This is a genomic window from Streptomyces sp. NPDC028305 (genome assembly GCF_055569495.1).
The window spans coordinates 153,205-176,424 of record NZ_JBVHTN010000003.1; the positions used below are offsets into that span (position 1 = coordinate 153,205).

14 protein-coding genes and 2 pseudogenes are annotated in these 23,220 nt (G+C 70.0%); 7 read left to right on the forward strand and 9 right to left on the reverse strand.

The window, feature by feature from the left end:
• Window positions 1–23: 23 nt before the first annotated feature.
• The 3 genes from ACZ4WQ_RS12090 (at window position 24) to ACZ4WQ_RS12100 (ending at window position 6,592) form a co-directional block, all read left to right on the forward strand.
• On the forward strand, window positions 24–3,638 hold the full coding sequence (locus ACZ4WQ_RS12090; protein WP_398372519.1) for an alpha-glucuronidase family glycosyl hydrolase: 3,615 nt from the start codon (window positions 24–26) through the stop codon (window positions 3,636–3,638).
• A 63-nt stretch (window positions 3,639–3,701) separates the two neighbouring features.
• On the forward strand, window positions 3,702–5,978 hold the full coding sequence (locus ACZ4WQ_RS12095) for a glycoside hydrolase family 43 protein (protein WP_398372517.1): 2,277 nt from the start codon (window positions 3,702–3,704) through the stop codon (window positions 5,976–5,978).
• 251 nt (window positions 5,979–6,229) lie between these two features.
• Window positions 6,230–6,592 (forward strand): hypothetical protein, encoded by a 363-nt coding sequence (locus ACZ4WQ_RS12100; protein ID WP_398372515.1) that lies wholly within the window; start codon window positions 6,230–6,232, stop codon window positions 6,590–6,592.
• Here the strand turns inward: ACZ4WQ_RS12100 and ACZ4WQ_RS12105 are convergent.
• From ACZ4WQ_RS12105 to ACZ4WQ_RS12115, 3 genes are all read right to left on the reverse strand, one after another.
• Window positions 6,569–11,110: a phosphorylase family protein gene (locus ACZ4WQ_RS12105; protein ID WP_398372513.1), complete on the reverse strand. Its 4,542-nt coding sequence runs from the start codon at window positions 11,108–11,110 to the stop codon at window positions 6,569–6,571. The genes ACZ4WQ_RS12100 and ACZ4WQ_RS12105 overlap by 24 nt on opposite strands.
• Before the next feature lie 87 nt (window positions 11,111–11,197).
• Window positions 11,198–11,737 (reverse strand): hypothetical protein, encoded by a 540-nt coding sequence (locus ACZ4WQ_RS12110; RefSeq protein ID WP_398372511.1) that lies wholly within the window; start codon window positions 11,735–11,737, stop codon window positions 11,198–11,200.
• Between the two features lie 321 nt (window positions 11,738–12,058).
• Window positions 12,059–12,865, reverse strand: a complete 807-nt coding sequence (locus tag ACZ4WQ_RS12115) for an alpha/beta fold hydrolase (RefSeq protein WP_398372509.1) — start codon at window positions 12,863–12,865, stop codon at window positions 12,059–12,061.
• Between the two features lie 61 nt (window positions 12,866–12,926).
• On the opposite strand from ACZ4WQ_RS12115, the gene ACZ4WQ_RS12120 reads away from it, so the two are divergent.
• Window positions 12,927–13,367: a MarR family winged helix-turn-helix transcriptional regulator gene (locus ACZ4WQ_RS12120; RefSeq protein WP_398372507.1), complete on the forward strand. Its 441-nt coding sequence runs from the start codon at window positions 12,927–12,929 to the stop codon at window positions 13,365–13,367.
• Window positions 13,368–13,709: 342 nt separating this feature from the next.
• The gene (locus ACZ4WQ_RS12125) at window positions 13,710–15,359 is read left to right on the forward strand and encodes an allantoin permease (protein ID WP_361182064.1); all 1,650 of its coding nucleotides are present in this window, start codon (window positions 13,710–13,712) and stop codon (window positions 15,357–15,359) included.
• A 305-nt stretch (window positions 15,360–15,664) separates the two neighbouring features.
• On the opposite strand, the gene ACZ4WQ_RS12130 is transcribed toward ACZ4WQ_RS12125, so the two are convergent.
• From ACZ4WQ_RS12130 to ACZ4WQ_RS12155, 6 genes and pseudogenes are all read right to left on the reverse strand, one after another.
• Window positions 15,665–16,021 carry a DoxX family protein gene (locus ACZ4WQ_RS12130; protein ID WP_358843546.1) on the reverse strand — a complete coding sequence of 119 codons (357 nt, stop codon included), beginning with the start codon at window positions 16,019–16,021 and terminating at the stop codon, window positions 15,665–15,667.
• A 221-nt stretch (window positions 16,022–16,242) separates the two neighbouring features.
• Window positions 16,243–16,608 (reverse strand): annotated as a pseudogene (locus tag ACZ4WQ_RS12135) (zinc-binding dehydrogenase); the annotation flags it as partial.
• Between the two features lie 216 nt (window positions 16,609–16,824).
• Window positions 16,825–16,926, reverse strand: a pseudogene (locus ACZ4WQ_RS12140) (DUF5713 family protein); the annotation flags it as partial.
• 135 nt (window positions 16,927–17,061) lie between these two features.
• Window positions 17,062–17,802: a class I SAM-dependent methyltransferase gene (locus ACZ4WQ_RS12145; protein ID WP_358843548.1), complete on the reverse strand. Its 741-nt coding sequence runs from the start codon at window positions 17,800–17,802 to the stop codon at window positions 17,062–17,064.
• A 444-nt stretch (window positions 17,803–18,246) separates the two neighbouring features.
• A complete protein-coding gene (locus ACZ4WQ_RS12150; RefSeq protein WP_398372504.1) occupies window positions 18,247–18,489 on the reverse strand; it encodes a hypothetical protein in 243 nt (80 codons plus the stop codon).
• Between the two features lie 211 nt (window positions 18,490–18,700).
• Window positions 18,701–19,951 (reverse strand): PucR family transcriptional regulator, encoded by a 1,251-nt coding sequence (locus tag ACZ4WQ_RS12155; protein ID WP_398372502.1) that lies wholly within the window; start codon window positions 19,949–19,951, stop codon window positions 18,701–18,703.
• 119 nt (window positions 19,952–20,070) lie between these two features.
• Here ACZ4WQ_RS12155 and ACZ4WQ_RS12160 point away from each other — a divergent pair, with 119 nt between their 5' ends.
• Window positions 20,071–20,988: an SGNH/GDSL hydrolase family protein gene (locus tag ACZ4WQ_RS12160; RefSeq protein WP_398372500.1), complete on the forward strand. Its 918-nt coding sequence runs from the start codon at window positions 20,071–20,073 to the stop codon at window positions 20,986–20,988.
• A 47-nt stretch (window positions 20,989–21,035) separates the two neighbouring features.
• Window positions 21,036–23,117 (forward strand): hypothetical protein, encoded by a 2,082-nt coding sequence (locus tag ACZ4WQ_RS12165; RefSeq protein WP_398372498.1) that lies wholly within the window; start codon window positions 21,036–21,038, stop codon window positions 23,115–23,117.
• Window positions 23,118–23,220: the final 103 nt, after the last annotated feature.

Consider the following 23,220-nt stretch of genomic DNA (forward strand, 5'->3'; position numbering starts at 1 on the left):
TCCTCCAGGCATCCGCTCTCGCCTTGGCCACCGTACTGAGCCCGTGGAGCACGGCGGCCGGCTTCGCCCTATCGGCAGGCACCCCCGATTCGGCAGGCACCCCCGATGAGGACGGCTACGAACTCTGGCTGCGCTACCGTCCCACCGCCGATCCCCGGCGGCTCGCCGAGTACCGGAAGGCCCTGGCCGGTCTGGCACGTCAGGGCGAGGGCCAGGTCATCGGCAACGCCGAGTCGGAACTGCGCCGAGCCGCCCGGGGCCTCACCGGAAGCGAACCGGCCCGGGTTCCCGCCGATCGCGCCTCGGTCGTCATCGGCACGGTGGACGAGTCGCCGGTCGTGCGCTCCGAGGTGAGCCCCGATCGGCTGGCCCGGATCGGTGAGCAGGGGTACGTGATCGAGATGACCGGACCGCCGGGCAGGCGGCGACTGGTCGTCGGGGCCCGCAGCGATCGGGGCGTGCTGGCCGGAGTCTTCCATCTCATCCGTCTGCTCCAGCTCGAGCGGCCACTGCACAAGCTGTCCGTCGTGGAGAAACCGCGCACCGCGCTGCGCATGATGAATCACTGGGACAACTTCGACGGGTCGGTCGAGCGTGGCTACGCGGGCACTTCGCTCTTCGAGTGGGACAAGCTGCCGGACATCTCCGACCGGCTCGTCGACTACGCACGGTCCATGGCATCGATCGGCATCAACGCCTCGGTGCTCAACAATGTGAACGCCGACGCCGACTTCATCACCGGCGAGATGCTGACCGCGCTCAGACCCCTGGCGGCACTTCTCCAGTCATGGGGCATCTCCGTCTGGCTGTCCGTCAACTACGCCAGTCCGATGATCCTGACCGCGGACGACGCGGATCCGATCACGACGGCCGATCCCGCCGATCGACGGGTCCAGCGGTGGTGGCAGGACAAGAGCGCCGAAATCTTCAACAGCCTGCCCGGATTCGGCGGGTTGCTGGTGAAGGCGAACTCGGAGGGGCAGCCCGGCCCGCTGGATTACGGACGCACCCATGCCGAGGGCGCGAACATGCTGGCTCGCACGGTCGCCCCGCACGACGGGCAGATCGTCTGGCGCAGCTTCGTCCACGAGGATTTCAGCGACTGGGCGGAGTACCAGTACCGGGTGTTCGCCCCGCTGGACGGCACGTTCGAGGACAACGTCATCCTCCAGACCAAGTACGGACCGATCGACTTCCAGATCCGCGAGCCCGTACACCCCCTGTTCGGCGCGATGCGGCACACGAACCAGATGCTGGAACTCCAGCTCACACAGGAGTACACGGGCCACACGCTCCACGCCACCTATCTGGCTCCGCTGTGGCGGGAGGTGCTGACCTTCCCGACGCGGGGGCCCGGCACCGGACCGACCGTCGCCGACATCCTCGCGGCCGGCGACGGCCGTGCGCCGCGGGCGGGCATCGCCGGGGTCAGCAACTTCGGCAACGCCCGCAACTGGACCGGCTATCTGATGGGAGCGGCGAACACCTATGCCTTCGGCAGGATGTGCTGGGACCCGGACGCCGATCCCCGGGACCTGGCCGCGGAGTGGGCCGGGCTGACCTTCGGCACCGACGGCGCGGTCACCGAGGTCGTGGCCGACATCCTCGTGCACTCGCGCCGGACGTACGAGGACTACACCTCGCCGCTGGGGATGGGCTATCTCACCGACCCCGGTGGCGACCATCTCGACCCGAGCCCGCTGGGCACCCTCTTCCAGTCACACCACTCCACGACCGAGGGCACCGGCTTCGACCGCACCGAGGCGACCGGCAGCGGCTTCACCGGGCTCTACCCACGGCTGTGGCAGAAGCACTACGAGTCCACGGCGACCTGTCCCGACGACCTGCTGCTGTTCATGCACTGGGTGCCGTACGACCATCGACTGCGGTCGGGCAAGACCGTCATCCAGCACATCTACGATACGCACTTCACCGGGGTCGACCGCATCGACCGGTTCCTCGCCGGATGGAGCAAACTGTCCGGGGAAGTCGACCGGCAGCGCCATGCCGCCGTCAAGGCGGGGATCGAGGCCCAGCGGGCGCACGCGAGGTTCTGGCGCGACACGGTGGTCGGATTCTTCTTCGACAAGAGCCGCGTCGTCGACGCGCGGCGGGAATGGCTGCAAGCGGCGCTGAACGGTTCGCGGGTGCTGCTCGGCGGCCGGCCGAACCTCCTGCCGGTCACCGTCACCAACGCCTCGGCGCGGGACCGCGACCTGACGGTCGCGCTGCGGCCACCGGCGGCGGACTGGCGCACCGAGCCCGCCGAGCAGTCCGCGGCCGGCGCTGCGACCGCCGAGCTCGAACTGCCGGTCACGCCCCCCTTGTCGGGCACCGTCGCCGCCCTGGACCTGGAGGTGGCGCCGAAGCTCACCCGGCTCGACGGCCGCCCGCCGTCCCTGGTCGTAGCCCCCGAGGGCAGGCGCTGCCTCAAGGCGCTCAACGCCGGTCCACGGAACGGGACGTCGATGCCCGGCTACGACGCGCTGACCCCCGAGTCGGCGTGGTCGGCGTCGGCCGGCCACGGCTGGGTCGGCGCCGCCCCGTCGGCCAGGGACCGCGGTGGCGAGCCCCTGTTGCGCGACCACCTCTGGCACAACGCGTCCCGGGTGCTGCGCGTCGCCCTGCCGGCCGGCAAGCACACCGGGTACGCGCTGGTCGGTGACACCGGTGCCACGGCCTCGCCGACCCGGGTCGCGGTCGACGGCGCCACGGTCGCCACCAGTCCGAAGCAGCCCGGCGGGACCTTCACCTGGCTGGAGCTCCCCCTCGACGGAGGTGCCACCGGCCGCACCACGGACATCACGTTCACGGGGGTGGGCGGCCCCTGGCGGCTGTCCGCGTTCGCCGTCACGGACCCCGGCGCCCCGGTGCCGTCCCTGGTCGTCATGAGGGCGGTGGCGGATCCGGTGTGGTGGGCGGGCCGGGCCAACCCGGTCACGGTGCTGGTACGCAACACCGGCACCAAGGACCGCGATGTCACCGCCCGCCTCGTCACCCCCGACGGCTGGTCAGGCACCGAGCGGACCGTGACGGTCACCGCCGGAGCCGAGCGAGAGCTGACCGTCACCGCGACCCCGGTGCCCACTCCGGGATTCGCCACCGTCGAGATCCGGCTCACCAGCGGCGACGAGGAGATCGAGCACGGCCGGTCGGTGTCCGTGGTCACCACACCACACCCCGATGACGCGGCCACGGCGTTCGACGCCGGCCCGCCGTCCAGCCCGCTGCTGACCGGATACACCAGGCTGTCCCCCGAGGACGTCTACTCCGCCGACCGCGGCTTCGGTTGGGTCGGCGACCGGCCGAACACCCGTGACCGGGGCAACGCCGACGATCTGCGCCGCGACATCGTCATGCAGCGGGGCAAGCCCACCGTCCTGCGCGTCCCGGTGCCGGCCGGCGAGCACACGGTGTGGGTGCTGACCGGCGACTCCCTCACCGATTCGGGTGTCACCACCATCTCCGAGGACGGCACGGTCCTCGGACGCTCCGGCGACGACAGCCTGCCGAGCCGAGCCTTCGTCTGGTTCTCCTTCGCCCTCGACGGTGGAGCCGATGGGCGCACCGCCGACCTGGAGATCACCGGCTCGAAGCTGAACGGCCTCTGGCGCATCGCGGCCCTCGTCGTCGTCTGAGCCACCTCCGCGCCGCACACCCACCTCCGGCATATCCGTCATCCGCAAAGGAGAGTCCCCGACATGACATGGAAGCCGGCACGATTCCCCGCGCTCCGGGGCAGACCCGGCGCCGCCCTCCTCGCCCTGCTCATGGTCCTCGGCCTCGGCAGTGCGCATCCCGGACCGGCCGCGGCCGATCCCGCCGATCAGCCCGGGACGTACCAGAACCCCGTGATGGACAACGTCGCGGACGCCTTCTCCGACCCGTCGATCATCCGCGGCAAGGACGGCTACTGGTACGCCTATGCGACCCAGACCAGCATGCGCCGGGACAACCAGGGAGGCCCCTGGGAGTCACAGCACTTCATGCCGATCACACGCTCGGCCGACCTCGTCAACTGGACCTACGTCGGTGACGTCTTCGGGCCCGACAACCACCCGGAGTGGCGCGACTTCGCGACGACCTACTACTGGGCACCCGACATCCGCTACATCAACGGCAAGTACTACCTCTACTACTCGGTCGCCGGCGGCGACAAGAACACCATCGCGCTGGCCACGTCGGACCATCCGGCCGGCCCGTGGAAGGACATCGGTCACCCCGTGCTGCCGTACGGGACGACGGTCAATCAGATCGATCCGTCGGTGTTCGTCGACTCCGACGGCCAGAAGTACCTCTACTACGGCTCGTTCCGCGACGGCGGAATCCAGGCGGTGCGTCTGAACGAGGAGGGCACCGCGCCGGTCGGCGATCCGGTGCAGGTGGTCGGCGCCCGGCGCGGCGAGGCCGCGTACGCGGTGAAGCGCGACGGCTGGTACTACCTGTTCTACTCCGGCCTGGGCTGCTGTGCCCGGGACAAGGGCGCCTATCCGGTGTTCGTCGGGCGGGCCGAGAACCCCATGGGCCCGTTCAAGGACGCCGAGAGCGTCGGCCTGGCCGATCTGCACCCGGGCGGCACGATCGTCAACGCGCCGAACGGCAACAAGTGGGTCGCGACCGGCCATTCGGCGAACGTGGTCGACAAATCGGGCCAGGACTGGATCCTCACCAATGGATTCGACCGCCACGAGAGCGATCCCCACTGGGGCGGACGGCCGAGCGTGATGGACCGGCTCGACTGGATCGACGGCTGGCCGACGGTCCGCGCGGGGGCCTGGACCAGCGAGGACCGGCAGACCGCGCCGACCGGCGCATGGGACGCGGGCAGCACCTTCGAGGACGGCCTCGTCCACTTCGACATCCCCGGACACGGCTCCTGGACCACGGGTTCGGATCCCGACTCGGGACGCTATGCCCGCAGCCGGTCCCGGGCCGCGGTCCCGCAGCTGCTGCTGCCGCGTCGGGCCCCGGACGGCGATGTGAGGATCGAGGCCGACGTCCGGCTGCGCGACGACGAAGGCCGGGTCGGCCTGGTCCTGGCGTCCGCGGGCCCGTCCGACCACGCCGTGGCCTGGCTGGATTCCACCGGCACACTCTCCGTCGAGGTCACCCGGGACCGGAAGGTGGTGCGGAAGCGGACCGCTCGTCTGCACACGAACGCCGATCCGCGGACCTGGCACTCGCTCACGGCCGAGATCCGCGACGGGGCGGCGCATGTTCAGGTCAGCTCGGCCATGCTCGACATGCCGCTGGCCGAGCTGAAGGTGGACGTGCCCGAGGACTGGCGCCGTGGCGGTGCCGCCTCGACCCGCGGCGCCGGCGAGGTGGACAACGTCGGCGTGACCCGGCTCTACCGGCCGGTGACCGTCAAACAGCCGGACCCCCACATCGGAACCCGGCTGCCGGAGTACGACGAGGACTTCGACGACAACCAGCTGGACGGCTGGACGTGGTTCGGCCCCGCCGACGGGAAGGTCACCGACGGCCAGTATGTGTGGCCGACGCAGGATGCCGACTTCTCCGGCAAGGGCACCATGGCATCGGCGCTGCTCCGTGACGCTCCGACCGGCACCTACACGGTCGAGACCAAGCTGCACTTCCCGATCACCGACGCCCCCGACGGGCGCAGCCAGGCCGGGATGATCGCCTTCCAGAGCCCGGAGAACTCAATCCATCTGGCCCCGACACGGACCGGCCCGTCACGGCAGGCTTTCCTGTGGATCGGCCGAGACCGTGACAGCTGGCCGGAGATGCAGCTGGGCCCGTCGGCCGACACCATGTGGCTGCGGCTGCGCCACACCGTCGATCCGAAGACCGGCGAACACACATTCCAGCCGGCCACGAGCCGGGACGGGAAGCACTACATCTGGGGCGGGGTCTGGCATCTGCCCGCCGGCTCCGACCCGCGCATCGGCCTCGTCTCCCTGGCCGGTAAGGGCGTGACCGCACGCTTCGACTACGTGCGCTTCTACTCCTGACGCCGCTCCGCTCCACTCGCGACGACTCCGAGTTCCGCCATGTGCTGCCGAGCAGTTGGGTGATCCTGTCGAGCCGCTGGAGCACGGTGTTGCCGTGCAGGAGAGAGCACGTCGACCTGAAGGAGCTTGCGCTTGCCGAGAATGCCATCCGCCCTGGTCGGAGGCGCGCACCTGGACTGGCGGTCGTCGGCCCCGTCGCTCGAGTCGGCGCTCTCGCGTAGCCGGTAGCGGGCGCGTCATGATGATCGACCGTGCAGCTGCGACTGGCCTGCATGGGAGTGACCAACACGTTCGCGCTGCCGCGTCTGCTGCCGATGAGCGACCGGAACAAGGACGCGGAGATCCTGACCTTCCGCCATCAGATCACGGTGCTCGAACGCCAACTCAGCGATGATCGAGCACAGTTCACTCCGGGCGATCGGGCGTTCCTGGCGGTGCTGCTGCACCGGCTGGCATTGCCGGTTCTGCGACGGGTGCGGCTGCTCGTGCGTCCTGACACGGTGCTGCGCCGGCATCGCAGCCTCGCAAGCACTGCGCCTGGCGCGGGAGTCGGCTGGATGCTTCTTAGTCGTAGCGGTCGACTCCGGTCCTCAGCTCGGGTTGACGGGGTGTGAGAGGTGCCGGTCAGGCCCCTCACCTCCCAGTACCCAGCTGAGGTCGTGATCCGTGTGCTCCCGGGACCGGGCGCTGAGCTGGTCGCTGATCCACATCTTGGTGCGCTGCGGCACCCGTGGGTGGGCGACGAGTTCTTCCAAGTCGTGGCGGGTTGTCGGATAGGCCCGGCGGACCGCGCAGCTCACCAGCCCCAAGGCGTACCGTTCCGGAAAAGCCACGTGGCCGACGTCGCCCTCCGCACCAGGCTCCTTGAGGTGCTCCCACAGTCTCCGGTACACAGCCGGGGAACCGTGGTCGAAGATGCTGTCCATCGCGCCGCGGAGCGCCTTGGCCAGGTGGTTCTCCGCGGCCGGGCCCTGTCGTGAGGCCACGGCCCTGCCGATGACGCGGATCAGCAGCTCGGTGGCGGGTGCCGCGCCGTGTGCGGTGCTGAGCCGGCGCACCAGCTGGCCGAGCCCGCTGATCAGTCCGGCGTCGGTCGGTGGGGCGAAAGCCAGGTCGAGGGCCTTGGTGACGGCCGTGTGGGTGAGAGGGCCGGACTCGCAGGCGGCGTGGAGGAGCGCCTTCCGGGCCGCGTTTCGGGTGCTGGCCGATGTGTCGTTGAGGTGGGGGATGTCTCCCGAGGCGTCGAACACCAGCCCCGAAAGGAAGAGGTCTGCCGTGGGGTACTGGCCGGGTTCGCGCGCGGCGATGGTTCCCACCAGCCCGACAAAGGCCGCCCGGGTCTTCTGATCGGAGAAGATGCCGTACCGCGGAAGGAGATCGGTCAAGCCGGGCGCGGGGAGAACACCGGCTGACACGGAGCATTCCCAGAGCGTCAGTGCCTGGCGCTGCCGCTTGCCGCTGTTGCCCTCGGCCGTTTCGTCCGCGATCAGTCCGGTGAGGGCCGGGGCCGATGCCCGTAGTGCGCCCAGCACCCGCTCATGGGCGAGGGGAGTCAGCGGACCGGTGCCCTTCTTGGCCCGGCCGGTGGTGATGGCCTCCAGGAGCACCGTGTCGGCGTCCAGGAGTGACAGGGTCACCAACAGGCCGATGTGGCGCTCGGTGTGGAGACCGGCGTCCGTGACCGCTCGGTGCAGGGAACGGCGGATGAGGCCCCGGGCGGCTGCGGGGGCGGTCGTCGCCTTCTCGATCCTGTGGACCGCGGTGGGGTGACCGCCGAGCGCGGCCGGCAGCAGGAGCGTCGCCAGGCCGTCCCGGGACAGCCACATGTCGGAGTCGGCGTCCCAGCCGGAGTGTTCCAGGACCTGCCGGACGCGGTGCGGGGGAACGTCCCGGTGGGCGAGGATCCGGCGGGCGACCAGTGCTCGCCGTTTCGAGGGCGTGACCGGCTGGTTTTCGGGGCAGGGCAGTGCCTTCAGCATGGCCGCGAGCCTGTGCATGAGAACCTCTGCCGCGGCGCAGTCGCTGCTGAGCAGCGAAGGGAAGACCATGCGGTGCTGCAGTGCGTGCGGCGCTCCGTGGCCGGTCATCTCCAGACAGCGGTCGAGGGTGGTCTCGATGGCCCAGTGTCCGTGCGGCAGCGTGGTCAGGATCGCGGTGACGGCGATGAGTCCGGCATTGCCCACGGTGTCCTGGTCGTCCGCTTCGAGCAGCGCCAACGTATGGTCGAGGCAGTGGGTCCAGGGGTGGGTTCCGGTGTCGGGACGGCCGTCGGCGCCGTCGCCCGGGAGCCCGTGGTCATGGGTCCAGGAGGCGGCCACCACCCTGGCCAGGGCTGTTCGGAAGATTTCGACGTCCCCCGACTTCGGCGGGATGCGCACACGCTCGATCCGCTTCTGGACGGCGGCGGCCCACTCCGGCGAGCCCAGTGTTCTCCAGTGCCGCGCCCAGAGGGTCATCACACCGGATGCCAGCTGCGCCAACCCCCGGGACAGGGCGAAGTCGAGCACCCCCATGAGACCCCTTTGGGCGGATGCCACATCGAGGTGTGAGGTCAGCACGAGAAGCCGAGGCAGGATGTCGATGCCCACGCTGCCCGTACGGCGCCCGGTCAGTTCCCGGACGCAGCCCCAGTCGGCCAGGGCGGCGTGCACGGCAAGCGAGTTCTGCGCGGCCAGCCGTTCCAGGGCTTCGAGCACGGCCTCCTCCAGACTGGGTTCCTTCCTTTCCCACAGCCCACGCAGCAGCGGGAGGAGTGCGTCGACGTCCGTGTCGCGTACGGTCGGGGCCAGGACCGCGTACCGCCGGGCCACGCCGTGCGGCGCCGTCGCGAGCAGAGGCTCGACGGACACGCCCACGGCCGGGTTCCGGGCGGCGACGGCCACCGCGACGGTATGGAGGATCACGGCGTCCGGGTGCGCCGCCATGCGCCTCAGCGTGTCCCGTACCGGGCCGCGATACCGCTCCGGCCCCGCCGCGAGCATGAGGAACTGTTCGAGGATCGCCCCGACGAAGAAGTCATGGGGATGGGAGCCGACCCACTCGGACAGCGACCGCAGCGCTCGCACCCCGGTGAGGCGCAGCAGGCCACGCGCGGCCGCGTACTCGAACATGGTCTGGTGGAAGAAGTGGATACCGTCCGAAGCTCCTCTGGCCAGCACGCCCCGGTCGATCAGCAGATCCATGGCCGCCCCGACGCGGGCCGGTTCGTACGGCCGCGAGGGGCGGGGGCCGGCGTCCGCCGAGGTGAGCCGCTCGACCAGGTCCTCGTGGGACAGCTCGGTCCGGCCGGCCGACATGAGTACGACGGCGATCGCACCGGTGATCGATGAGAGATCCTCCGGCGACGTGGCGCTCTGGTTGCCGTAAACGCGCCGATCGGTGACGACCCGGTGGTCCCAGTAGCGACGGTAGAGGCCGGTGGCGTCGATCTCGGCGCTGGGGAACGCCCCGTCGTCCCGCGCGAGTTCGAACAGCAGCCGCAGCTGGAGGGGGCTTCTGCACACCTCGCGCACCGGCAGTCCGCGGGCGACGGGCTCCATCAGCCTCCGCACCCGTGCCCCGTCGTCCCGGGGCACGGCATCGGGGCAGTAGAGCGCGGCGTGTCCACGGATGGCGTGGGGGATCTCGCCGTCGTCGTAGGGGCCCAGCGACATCCGGACGAAGCCGGTGCGCAGCCGGTTCGCCTCCTCCGGCCGGGAGGTCAGCACCATGCGGACACCAGCGGCGGCGAGATCCTCGCACAGGTCGAGCAGCGCCATCTCGTGGAAGTCGTCGTGCAGCAGCAGATCGGCGGTGTCGAGGAGCACGACCGGTGCGCGCCCCCGAGCCCGGGCATGGTCCGCCCCGGACACCACGGTCCGGGAGGTCAGCATGGGGCTTCCGGAGGTGCCGCTCAGGGGGCGCAACAGCCAGGCGGCGTTCACCAGGAAGACCTCGGTGTCCTCCAGCGCGGTCAGGTCCTGGGCGATGCCCCACAACAGACTGCTCTTGCCGTTCCCGGCGTCCCCGGTCACCAGGATTGCCTGCGGATCACCGTCGTAGAGGGCCTCCATCACCCGGTCCTGGACGGTGCGCCGCACATACAGCCCGCCGCTGAGCTGCGGCGGGGAGCCGGTGCCGCCGTCCGGCCGGGGAGAGGCCACGATGTCCAGATCGTCCGAGAACCTCCGTGCCCATCGGAGGAGCTGCCGGTGTGCGGCCGACTCGCTGTCCGACGGCCTCCCCTCGTCGGGATCCGATGCCGGCTCCGGTGCCGGTGTTGGTGTTGGTGCCGGCTCCGGTGCCGCCGGCCCTTCCGGGCCCACCTCGTACGCCGGCGCCGGGCCCGTGGGATTTCCCGGCCCGGGTGGGGCCGGATCGCCACCGGGCGGCAGTGCGCGGAGAACGGAGAAAGCAAAGGCGGCGGCATGGCGGGCCGCGCGGGACTGCCAGCCCTGGGCATCGGCGTCGTACTTCTCCCCGTCGGCCCGGTCGCTGATGCCGCGGACGATCAGGGCGGGTAAGGCCGCGTTGAGATGGGCGGCCTGCGCCACGCCGGCGCCCTCCATCTCGATGGCGGCGGCGTCCTGGTAGTTCCGGCGCAGTTGCCGGCGCAGGGGCGAGTCCGCGGAGTTGAGGACGACCTCCCCGGCGGCCACCGGCTTGAGGTGGACGGCCGGGAGGGAGGCGCCGGGCGGGCGGTCCCGCAGCAATCCGGTCCATGAACCGGACCTGCGGGCGAAGCGGGCCAGCTGGTCGAGTTCCTGGCGCACCGGCCAGACCCTCGGGCGGGAGTGAAACTCGCCGTCCTCGTCCTTTCCGCCGTGGTACGCGTACACATGCGTGGCCACGACCACGTCGCCGAGCTCGATATCGCCCTTGAGCGCCCCGGCCACCCCGACGAACGCCACCGCCCGCGGGCGGAACATGGCGATCGCCCGCTCGGTCAGCACGGCCGCCCCCTGGTTGCCGTCGCCGAGTTCGGCAAGCGCTACACGCCATGACGTACCGACGAGTCGGCCGACCTCGAACAGGGTGCCGGACGCGTGCATTCGCGGCAGCAGATCGACCAGATGTGCCCGAACGGCCTCGTACTCCACGTCCAGCGCGGTCAGCACGACGAGTGAGTCGCTGTGATGACCGGTGCTCTCCACGTTTCCCCCTGGCCCCGCGTCCACCATCCGGCCCGCAGGCGAAATGCTACCGTCCAAGGGCTTTCTGGGGTGGCGCCGAGGGCCGGCTCACCGGAAGAACTCCGCGATGACGGCGGCGTCCTCCAGCTTCTGCTCGCCCCAGTCACCGTTGCGGTTCATCGTCATGGCGTGCCGCCCGTCACCGGAGACGACCGTGCGGGTTCCCGAGCCGGGGATCATGCCGCCGTGTCCCCAGGCCCAGCAGTCGCCGTCGCGATCGCCATCGCCGTCGCCGTCCCCGTCCCCGTCGAGCTTGAAGCGGCGTATGCCGAGGCCGTACAGGTCGTCCTCACCGCCATGTCCCTTGTCCCCCGCTACGGACACGGCCGTGAGCAGTCGGCGCTGCTGTGCGGCGGGCAGCAGCTCGCCTCTGAGGAGCCGTGAGATGCCGCTGGTGTGGTTGAGCAGGTGGCGGGCGATGACCCCGGGCGTGCCCTGCGCGACGATCCGGTCGAGAGCCGCCTGCGTACGGTCGTGCGCGCGACGGGGCGGGTCGGAGGAGTCTGCGAGTGCCGGGGTCGCGAGAGCCAGGGCGCCCCATGCGCAGAGCAGTGCCAGAGGGCGACGACGTAACCGATGTGATCCCATGAGTCCAGCTCACCAGCCGGGCGGCGGACAGGGCATCGGGGAAGCCCCGGAGAACCCCCGGTGGTACGGAACTCTTCATCCCTGAAAGGGTGTTGTCGCGCCGAGCCGGCCAAGCGGCCCGGGTGAAGTGGCCGGTGCCGCCCACTCCGGTCGAGGAGTGTCGACGCGGCCCTCGGTACGGGCGCCGCATCGCGGGGGTCGCCTGCCGGGGGTCGTCTGCCGGAACCGCGCCGGGGAACAGGTAACGGCACACGGAATCCGCAACGGGAGAGATGGGACACGTCATCACGCAGTACCGCCAGGCACTCCGCACAGAGGAATTCAGGTGGCGTTGGAGGTGGTCGTGCGACGGGCGTGGGCTTCGATCAGGGCGAGCGTGACTTCGGGCTGTTCGATATGCGGCAGGTGACCGGCTCGGGGGATGACTTCGAGGTGGGCGTCGGCGAAGGCCGCGGCGTAGGCAGCGCCGTAAGCGGGCGTGACCACGCGGTCGCTCTCCCCCCACAGCAGGAGTGCCGGTATATCCACACGGCTCAGGCGGCGCAGCAGTTTCGTATCGTGCATGTACGGCTCGCCTGCGAGAACGTGCATGGTGGCCATGCTGGCCTGCCGGGTGGCGCGTTGGTCGGCCGGAATGGCGGCGGGGTCCACGTAGTAACGGTCCGGGTCGTACCAGGAATGCTCCGCCACACCGCGGGCGTCGAGGGCGAAGAAGTTCGTGATCGGCTCGCCGGCGATGTGCACACCTACCGCGTCGATCAGGACGAGGCCGCTGATCACACCCGCTGTGTCACGTACCGCCATCTCGGCTGCGATCCAGCCGCCGAGCGAGGAGCCGATGACCAGGACGTCGCGCAGGCCGCGGTCGTGCAGGAGGTGCAGGTAGGTGATGGTCAGATCGTCCACGCCGGTCAGCCAGCCGGGGCGAGGCGTTCCCTCCCAGCCGGGGTGCACGGGGGTGAGAGTGTGCGCGGTGGACGAGAGATGTGCGGCGATGCCGGCGACCGTGGCGGGCCCGCCGCCTCCGTGCAGGATGAGCACCGGGCGGCCGGTGCCCGCCTCGGACAGGGTGAGGGCGAGGTCGTCGCACGAGGCGTTGTGGGCAAGGGAGTTGATGTCCGCTGTCATGCCCCACACACTAACTAAGCTTCTTTAATTAAGCTAGTTTCAATGCGGGTAGACTTGCAGCATGGATGCTGATCTGCAGGTTTTGGGGCGCGCGGTCAAGCAGGCGCAGTACCGGCAGCACCGAGCGCTGGACAGTGCGCTGGGCGAGGTCGGGACGACGTTGGCGCAGTGGGATGCGTTGCGCGCCATCAGCCGCCGGCCCGGAGCGTCGGCGCGCGAGTTGGCCGCCGTGACATTCCAGAGCGAGCAGGCGTTCGGAGCGCTCGTGGGCCGTCTGGCCGCCCAGGGACTGGTGGAGCGCACACCGGGCCACGGACGCCGCGTCGAACATCGCCTCACGCCCGCCGGCGAAAAGACTCTGGCCGCCGGCCACCTGGTCAGCAACAAGGTCCTGGAAGAGTGTTTCTCGCTCCTCCCGTCCGCAGACCGAGCAACCCTGCTCGGCCTGCTACGACAGCTCAACGGGGAGCGTCCCGCTCAACCTGGCCGCCCAGACGGTTAGTTGACGTCGAGGACAGTGTCCGGAAGGCACGCGGTTTGAGGTGCGCGATGCGTCGAAGGACGGCTTGGCCTACCAACGAGGGCCCCGGCGTGAGCGGAAGACCCCTTCAGCGGTCGGCGGTGCCAGCGCCGTGAGCCCCCGGAAACATGGCGTTCATGACAAGAGGAAACCGACGGTAACAACTGCTTCCTAGCGTGATCGGCCGAGGGATCAGAGTCGTATACAGGGCCGCCGGAACGACTCATGACGACCCGTCGAGACTCCCCCGTTCTGTCGATGACGCCACGCGGGGCTCTCCACCGCATCGCAGCACCGGCACCCAGCACCACCGGGAGGCGCGACATGAGCACCACCGAGTCACCGCTGAAAACGACAGGCGCGACGAAGACCGCCGCCGACCAGGCGGCCCGGGAGACGCTGGAGGACTACACCCTCCGTTTCGCGCCCCGTAGTTACCGCCGCTGGACCCCGATGGTCGTCGCCACCACCGCACTCGGCGGCATCGCCTACATGGCCGACTTCTCCATCGGCGCCGGCATCGGGCTGGCGCACGGCACGGGCAACGCGCTGGTGGCAATCGCGGTAGCCGCCGTGGTCATCTTCATCACCGGCTTCCCGCTCGCCTACTACGGCGCCCGCTACAACATCGACCTGGACCTGATCACGCGCGGCTCCGGCTTCGGCTACTACGGCTCGGTGCTGACCAGTGTCATCTTCGCCAGCTTCACCTTCATCTTCTTCGCCCTCGAAGGCTCGATCATGGCTCAGGGCCTCAAGCTCGGCCTCGGGCTCCCGCTGTGGCTGGGCTATCTCGTCTCCACGCTCATGGTCATCCCCCTGGTGATCTACGGCATGAAGGCCCTGAGCAAGCTCCAGGTGTGGACCACCCCGATCTGGCTGCTGCTCATGGTCGGCCCGCTGGTCTACCTGGTCACCACCGATCCCGGCACGGTCGACCGCTTCCTCGCCTACACCGGTACTGAAGGCGACGGCAGCGTCAACACCGCCTCCGTACTCCTCGGCGCGGGCGTGTGCCTCTCCCTCATCGCCCAGATCGGCGAGCAGATCGACTACCTGCGTTTCATGCCGCCCAAGACCGATGCCAACAAGCGCAGTTGGTGGGCCGCCGTGATCATGGCGGGCCCCGGCTGGGTGGTGCTCGGCGCGCTGAAGCAGGCCATCGGCGTCTTCCTCGCCGTGTACATCCTCGCCAAGGTCGGCCCGGCCGCCGCGACCGAGCCGATCCAGCAGTTCCGCGGCGCGTTCGACGCGATGATGCCCTCCTGGATGGTCATCCCGCTGGCCGTGGCCCTGGTGGTCATCAGCCAGATCAAGATCAACGTGACGAACGCGTACTCCGGTTCGCTGGCATGGACGAACTCCTTCACCCGCGTCACCAAGCACTATCCGGGCCGCATGGTATTCGTCCTGGTCAACCTGGGCTTCGCGCTGGCCCTGATGGAAGCCGACATGTTCAGCTTCCTCAACGACATCCTGGGCTTCTACTCGAACTGCGCCATCGCCTGGGTCGTCACCGTCGCCACCGACATCGGGATCAACAAGTACCTGCTGAAGCTCTCCCCGCTTCAGCCGGAGTTCCGCCGCGGCATGCTGCACGCCGTCAACCCGGTCGGCGTCGTGGCGTTCGTCGCAGCCTCCGGACTGTCGATCGCCATGTACTTCCACGTCCTCGGCGACACCCTCCAGCCGTACTCCCCGGTCGCCGCGGCGGTGATCGCCTTCATCCTCACCCCGCTGATGGCGATCGTCACCAAGGGCAGGTACTATCTGCGCCGCACCGACGACGGCATCGCCGAGCCTCTCCTGGACACCGACGGCAACCCGAGCGCACTCACCCTCGACTGCCACGTCTGCCACCAGCCCTACGAACGCCCCGACCTGACCGCCTGCGCCACCCACGACGCGGCCGTCTGCTCACTGTGCCTGAGCACGGACAAGGTCGGCGATCATGTGCTGCCGGCCACCGCATAGCACCCGGCGACCAGGGGCGCTCGGCACACTTCTTCAAGCCTCGACCTCGCAAGTACCGGCTACCGCACCCGGGTCATCGCCCCCACCGGGCTCGCCGGCAGCTCCCTCCCCTCCCCCGGAACACCCCACGTCCATGGCCGCCCCGTCCACTCACCAGGTTCTGCCCACCCGAATACCCGGCGGTGTGATCAACGGGTACAGATACCCTGCCTGACCAGGAACGACGAGCTTCCGAACGGCACAAGGTCGTTGACCGGCGCACCCACGGCGCAAAGGACCCTCAGGGAGCTGCTGGGCCCTGCGGGTTACCAGGGGCCGTGGTCGACCAGTCCCAGCGCCAGGATGGCTGCCGCGGTGGACAGGAACACGATCCCGCCCACGATGTTGCGGGAGCCTACCCGCAGGTGGGCGATGATCGCGCCGATGAAGTACAGCACGAGGCCGGTGGCAGCGAGGGTTCCCAGGAGCGGAACGGCGAACCCGGCCAGCAGCCCCACGGTGCCCGCCGCCAGCAGGGTGCCCAGTACCGGAACCCACTTCCGGGGTATGCCCTTCATGTCCGCCTGGGTCTTGGGGTATTCGTGACCGATCAAGTAGGTGACGGCGGCGGCACCGTTGAAGACCGCGCCGAGGATGGTGACCGTAACGTAGGTGGCGTACACGAATTATCCGCTTCTGTAGAGAATAGTACTGTCGGGCACTCCGGGACGGGATGCCGTTCTCCAGGAGGACGAGCAGGCGACTCGATTTGTGACATCGCTTGGCAGCCGAGCGTGCATCCGGGAGTGCGTGGGGCCGGCGCCCTTTCCGCGTCGCGTACGGCCACCGCCGGCGGAAGAGAGCTGCGCTCATCCAGCCCCTGGCGCGAGGCCCCACGACGGGATCAGACGGTGAGGACGAGCTTGCCCTGGAGGTGACCGCCGTCGAGCAGCCGGTGCGCGACGGCGACGCGCTCGAACGGGAACGTCTCCTGCACGTGGACCCGGAGCCTGCCCTGTTCGACGAGTTCGACGAGACCTCGCAGGGCGACCGGATCGGGGTCGACCGCGATACCGCTGAAGCGCATCCCCGCCGCCTCGTACTTGGCCGCGAGCTCCGAATCCTCCTCGGCGACCGCCGTCACCAGGTGACCGCCTGGGCGGAGTACTTCGAGCGACCGCTCGACGGTGTCGCCGCCGATCGTGTCGAGCACGACGTCGATGTCGCGGACCGCCCCGGTGAAGTCGACCGCCGTGTAGTCGATCACCTCGCCCCGGTCCCCGCAGACCGCGCCCGGAACCGGCGGAGGCGCGGCTCCCGAGGTGGACGCCCACCGAAGTTCGACAAGACCGACTACCGCGAGCGTCACGCGGCACCGGGCCGTGGCAACGAGGTATGACAAGCTCGCCGTCCGCTACGAAGCGACCGTGCTGATCGCAGCCCTCAGCGAATGGCCCTGACCTGTGCCTGCTTTCCCGGTCGTTGCTCACCAATCCCGGGTGGCGATCATCTCCTCTACGTCCACGTCCGTGAACCCATAGGCCGATGCGACAAACCAGAAGTCCTCAGCAATCTCCTCCCGCGCGACAGCTGGCGCAGAAACGCATGCCCTGCTACCCGCTCGTTTGTGATCGACATGAGGCTCCCCCGTCTCCTTGAAAGGACCGATGCGCCGATCATGCAAGACACCACTGACAGGGCGAAGGTCGTTCAACCTCCGCTTTCACGGATGCTCGGCTGCGACGATCAAGAAGTTGGGGAGGTGGACGTAGCTCTCGATGCCAGGTTCGCTGTCCGCTGTCTCCCGCGCGATGTCGGGTTCGAGGCCCGGCTCGGCGATCTCGCGTAGTCGGCATCCGAGCGCGGCCAGTTCGTTGAGGTAGGCCGAGATCGGCCGGTGGAAGTCGGTCGCGTGGGTGAGGGGGATCTCGTATTCCTCCAGGTACCGCCTCAGGCGGTACTCCCCGTGTTTGCGCCAGGTGGCCAGCAGTTGCTCGAAGGCGGGGTGGTTGACGGAGAAAAGGAACAGCCCGCCAGGTCTCAGGGCCTGCACGCAGGCTCGCATGGCGGGCTTCCAGTCGGGGATGGCGGGTAGCACCATGCTGCAGACGACGGCGTCGTACCCGCTGCCCAGGTCTGGTATCCGGGTCAGATCGGCTTGGATGTAGTGGATGCCCTGCTGGAGGGCAAGCTCCTTCTCCTGGCTGTAGGCGAACATCGCGTCGGTGGGCTCGACGCCGGTGACGTGGGCGCCGCGAGTGGCCAGCATGCGGCTGAAGTAGCCCTGGCCGCATCCGGCATCCAGGACGCACCGGCCCCGCACGTCACCGAGCATGCGCAGCAGCACCGGGTTGATCAGATGACGTTTGGCGAAGTCGCCGTCAGGCTCCATCGCCTCCATGACCTCGCGGGGCATCGTGTTCCACTGCTGGATAGAAACTTCGTTCGTCGGACGTGTGGTCACTCGCGGGAGCGTAATCCGGTTGGCGGCGCGGCTTCGTTCCTTTTTGGTGGTGGGCGGGGCGGGCGTATGCCTCACCGGTGGTCAGGGCGGCTCAGCCCGCGCTGCCGACCCGGGCCCGGGCCTTGACCCGGGCCCGGGCCTTGAGGAGCCGCCGCAGGCCGGTCAACAGCCGCTCGTGGAAGACGGCGGGGGCCACGCGGGGGCCACGACTCCGGGAGCCGTCCGCAGCCGCTCGACGTGCCGCATCCGGTTCTGGATCCAGAGCCCCTCCTCCCGGGCGCGTCCGCCGCTCGCGGGTCGGTGACGAAGAGAGCGGTGTATTCCGGGTGGTCGGGCCACCACCGCGGCATCCAGCGCAGGGCGTGGTCGCGTAATGCGGAGTCGCGATCGGCGGACGCGCAGCGGTACCGCAGCTTCCGGACCTGAAAGGCGTCAATACTCCGATCAGGCTGCTGAGCTGGGCGTTTCCGGCGAATGCTGCGGCGGTCGGGGTGCCGTGGTGTGGTACTCGTCGAGCAGTCCACCGAGTATCCGCTCGCGCCCGACCGTGGCGGCGGGCAGGGGGATGATGTTCGGGTCGTCGTCCGGGGCACGTAGGTCGAGGCTGCGGTGGGCTCGTCCGGCGTTGTCATGCTCGGCGTACCTGGTGATGCCCCCTTCAGCCCTCGGCCACTTCGTGTCCTGCAAACAGCGGATCCACCACCGGAACTCGTGTTCCCCGGGCGTCGCTCCGATCATGCGCGCGATCCGCGCGGATGTCGAGCAGCCGCAGACCTGACCCGGAGTTGCCCCGTTCGCCCACCGTCACCGCGGGATCAGCGACAACAGCGCCACGAACCGCCACTCCCCCACCGTCGGGCCGGTGACCAGGAGATACGCAGATGTCCGGCCGGAGTGGCTAGGGGCCGCAACGTCTCGCCAGGAGCGCCGCGTGGAGGTGGTGCAGGTCTGTCGGGCGGTGTGGGGAGAGCCCGGTGAGTTCGGTGATACGGCGGATCCGGTAGGCCACGGTGTTCGGGTGCACGTGCAGTGACGTGGCGGTGGCAGTGCGATCCAAGTCCTCGCGGAGATAGGTCTCCAGGGTGGTCAGGAGCACCGGCTTGTGGTCGAGCGGGGCCAGGAGCAGGGCGAGTCTGTCGCGGGCCTCGCCGGGGCGGCTCAGCTGGTATTCGAGGAGGACGTCGGCAAGGCGGTAGAGACCGGGAGGTCTCCCGGTGCGGAGCAGGAGTTCCACGATGTCGGTGTTCTGGGAAACCGCCGAGGGGACGGCGGCCGGGTCGGCAGGGTCGGCCGTGGCGGCCGCCGCGGTGATGGGCGCGCCCGCCGCTTTCGCACAGGCGGCGACGAGCCCGCGCAGCTCGTCCCAGGGCGGTGGTGCCGGGACGGGGACCAGGGCGGTGCCGCCCGTCGCGTCGAGGTCGGTCATCACCGGCTGTCCGGCATAACGGTCGAGCACCACCCGGACCCTGCGGATCTTGCGGCGCGCGGCGATCGCCGCGCCCGGGGCGCGGCCGTGGTCCGTCTCGTCCGGGTGTGGGACGAGGAACAGGGCGAGCGTCACGTACCAGTCGGCGGGGCGCAGTGCGCCGCGCCGTCCTGAGCGGTCCCCGACGGGTTCGCCCGCGAGGAGCGCGGCCATCAGGGCGTGCCGCCCGCCGTCTTCCTGGCTGTCGATGAGCTGCCGCGTCTCCAGATAGGCGGCGCTGACGGCCGACGTCAACTGTCGCTGTGTGCGGAGCAGATGACGCTGTAGCTCAAGGATGTCGGCCACGTCGCCGGGCCGGGCGTCGGCGGTCAGCTCCTCAGCGATCATGGCGACGCCAAGGTGGTACGCGGTGATGATCGCGTCCAGCGGCACCCCCTCCTCGGCTCGCTGTGCGGCCGACTCCCGCTGCCGGGCGAGCGCGGCGTCGGCGGCGGGCCGCCGCCGCTCCAGGACGTCGGCGAAGAGCCGGACGCTGTGTTGCACAATGTCCGCGACGTCGCCCGCGACCGCCTCGCGCGGGAGTTCGGTGTAGGTGGGGAGTTCGCTGAGCAGCCGCTCCAGGACCCGCTGGGAGAGGCGCGGGGCGCGGGCGCGCAGCAAGGGGGCGAGGGAGCGGCCGCCGATACGGAGGTCGTGTGTGGTCCCGGTTTTGTCGCCCGTCACAAAGGGCCTCCGCGAAGTCTGCCGTACTCGCCAGTTAACGAACGTTGGCCAAGTCTGCATGATGTCCCGCGATGCAAGAACAGGGCCACAGGACTGCACGGCTATGAGAGGAGTTATCCGTGAACTCAACTCGGTTACCGGGGACTCGCCGACCCGTCAAGCGTTCACTCGGAGCGGTCGCGCTGGCCGGGATGCTGGTGGGCGCGGGGACCGGCGCCGCGTCGGCCGAGCCCGGGCCGGCGGCCCCCGCCTCGGGAGAGGCCTACCTGGCGCTCGGTGACTCCTTCGCCTCCGGCCCCCTCGTCCCCGACATCACCGGCCCGCTGGCCTGCGGGCGCTCCACGCACAACTACCCGCACGAGCTGGCCGCTCGCCTCAACGTCGCCTCCTTCAAGGATGTGACGTGCAGCGGAGCCAGCACCAAGCACACCACCGAGCCCCAGTCGGGCAGCGTACTCGGCCTGCCCACTGGAACCGAGCCGCCCCAGTTCGACGCGCTGAGCCCGGACACGACCCTGGTCACTCTGACCTTCGGCGGCAACGACACCGGGCTCGTCGGCGTCGCCCAGAACTGCATGACGCTCGACCCGGGCGCCACCCCGTGCAAGGACAGGTACACACAGGGTGGTGTGGACCAAATCGCCCAGCGCATCGAGGAGTTCAAGCCGAGAATCGCCGCGGTGCTCGACGGCATCCACGCCCGCTCCCCCAGGGCCCGTGTCGTCGCCGTCGGCTACGGCGACTACATCAAGCCCGGCGGATGCTTCCCGCTCCAGCCCGTGCTCGGCGTCGACGCCGACTACTTGCAGGCCAGTGTCGACCGCATGAACGGCGCCATCGCCCAGGCCGCGGCCACGCACGGTGCCGAGTACGTCGACCTGCGCACCCCGAGCAAGGGCCACGACGCCTGCGCGGCGCCCGGCGACCGCTGGATCGAGGGGTTCATCCCGATGCACCTCGCGGCGCCACTGCACCCCAACCGGCAGGGCGAGGAGAACTACGCCCGGATCATCGACGATCAGCTCCAGAAGGGCTGAGCACGGTGCGAGCGCCACGCGACGGGAGGTTCCGGTCGGTCGGGCTCGTGGGGACGCTGGTCGGGGCGCTGGTCGGGGCGCTCGGCCTGAGTCTTGCGGGCGCCCCGGTCTCGTACGGCGATGATTCCGGCAGCACCAGGCCTGTTCAGCAAGGCAGCAGCCAGCCCGCCCTGCCCGCCGACAACGGGTGGGGCAGGCAGAGCGGTTGTGACCCGCTCGGCACGTCCGCCTGCCTCCTCCCCTTCCCCAACGACTGGTTCACCCGGCCCGACCCACGCTCCCCGACCGGCCGCAGGCTCGCCCTCGACCGGACCGCGCTGCCCGCGAACTCCCAGGGCACGCGGCCCGATCCGGCGCCTTGGAACCGGCTCGACGGGTTCTCGCCGGGCTCCACCCTCACCGTCCAGGTCCCGGACCTCGACCCGGACGCGACCGGCATCGCTCCGGTCACCGACATCGGACTTTCCCTCGCGCCGGACGCCCCGATCGTCCTCGTCGACATGGACACCGGGAAGCGCGCACCCTACTGGGTCGAACCGGACGCGAACGCCACGCGCCCGGACCGGCGGGCCCTCCTCATCCATCCGGCGAAGAACCTCGTCGAAGGACATCGATACGCCGTCGGGCTGCGGATGTTGCGCGACTCGAACGGCGCCCCGCTGCCCGTACCGGAGGCCTTCGCGAAAGTGGCGGGTCCGCGGCTGCCCGCCACAGACCCCCTGGCGGCCCGGCAGCGGGAACTCCGGCCCGCGCTCAGGACACTGGCACGAGCGGGCGTGGCCCGCGAAAGGTCGGGAGGGCTCGGAAGGCTCGGACTCGCCTGGGACTTTACGGTGGCCTCGCGGCAGAGCCTCACCGGCGACCTCCTCACCATCCGTGACGACGCCCTGCGCGGACTCGGCGGCTTCGCACCCCCGTACGCCATCACCGGGGTCAAGGACTTCACCGAGCAGCAGGATCCGTACGTCACCCGTGAGGTACGCGGCGAGGTGACCGTTCCCAGCTACCTGGACACGCCCGGGGGGCCACCCGGCTCCCGCTTCCACCGGGGCTCCGACGGGGCGCCGCGACAGCTGCCGGGCAACACCCAGAAGGCGGCGTTTCGCTGTGAGATCCCCCGGTCCGCCCTGACGAAGCCGGCGAGGCCTGCCCTGTACGGGCACGGGCTCTTCGGCGGGCGCGACGAAGTCGGCGGCGGCAACGTCAGGGCAATGGCGGAAGAACACGGCTTCACCTTCTGCGCCACGGACTGGGCCGGGATGGCCAGGGAGGACGTACCGACCGCAGCCGCCGCGCTCGGCGACCTCGGCCGCTTCCCGGAACTCTCCGAACGGCTCCAACAAGGCCTGCTCAACGCCGTGTTCCTGGGTCGGGCCCTCGTCCATCCGGATGGGCTCCCCGCCGATCCTGCCCTGCGCACCGCCGACGGACGGCCGCTGCTCGACACCACGCACGGACTCGCGTACGACGGCAACAGCCAGGGCGGGATCCTCGGCGGCGCCCTCATCGCGGTCTCGCCCGACATCGAGCGGGGTGTGCTCGGCGTCACCGGCATGAACTACGGGCTGCTGCTCAACCGCAGCGTGGACTTCGCCCCCTTCCGGGCGGTGCTCGACCGGTCCTACCCCGACAAACTCGACCAGCAGTTGTACCTGGGGCTCGCGCAGCTCCTCTGGGACCACGGCGAGACCAATGGATACGCCGCACACCTCACCCACGACCATCTCCCGGGCACGCCACACCATCAGGTCCTGATGCATATCGCGTACGGCGACCACCAGGTCGCCAACGTGGCGGCGGACGTGGAGGCCCGCGCCCTCGGCGCCCGGCTCGTCACCCCGGCCCTCGCGGCCGGACGCAGCCCCGACCGCACCCCGTACTGGGGCATCCGGCCGATCCGCCGACTCCCCTATCGCGGCTCGGCGATGACGGTTTGGGACAGCGGCGCCCCGTCGCCACCCACCACCAACGCCCCGCCCACCGGCCACGGCCACGACCCGCACTCCGACCCACGCAACTCCGCGGCGGCGCGCGCGCAGAAGGGCGCGTTCCTCACGACGGGGCGAGTGATCGACGTGTGCGGGGGCGCGCCCTGTACGGCGACACCCGTTCCTCTTCGAAACCCCTAGGAGCAACCACCGTGTCGGCGCGCACCACTACCGACCCCACCCGGCAGGTAGGACCTCTGATCAGCGAGGCCATCGAACCTGACGCTTGGCTCATTCCCTCGAC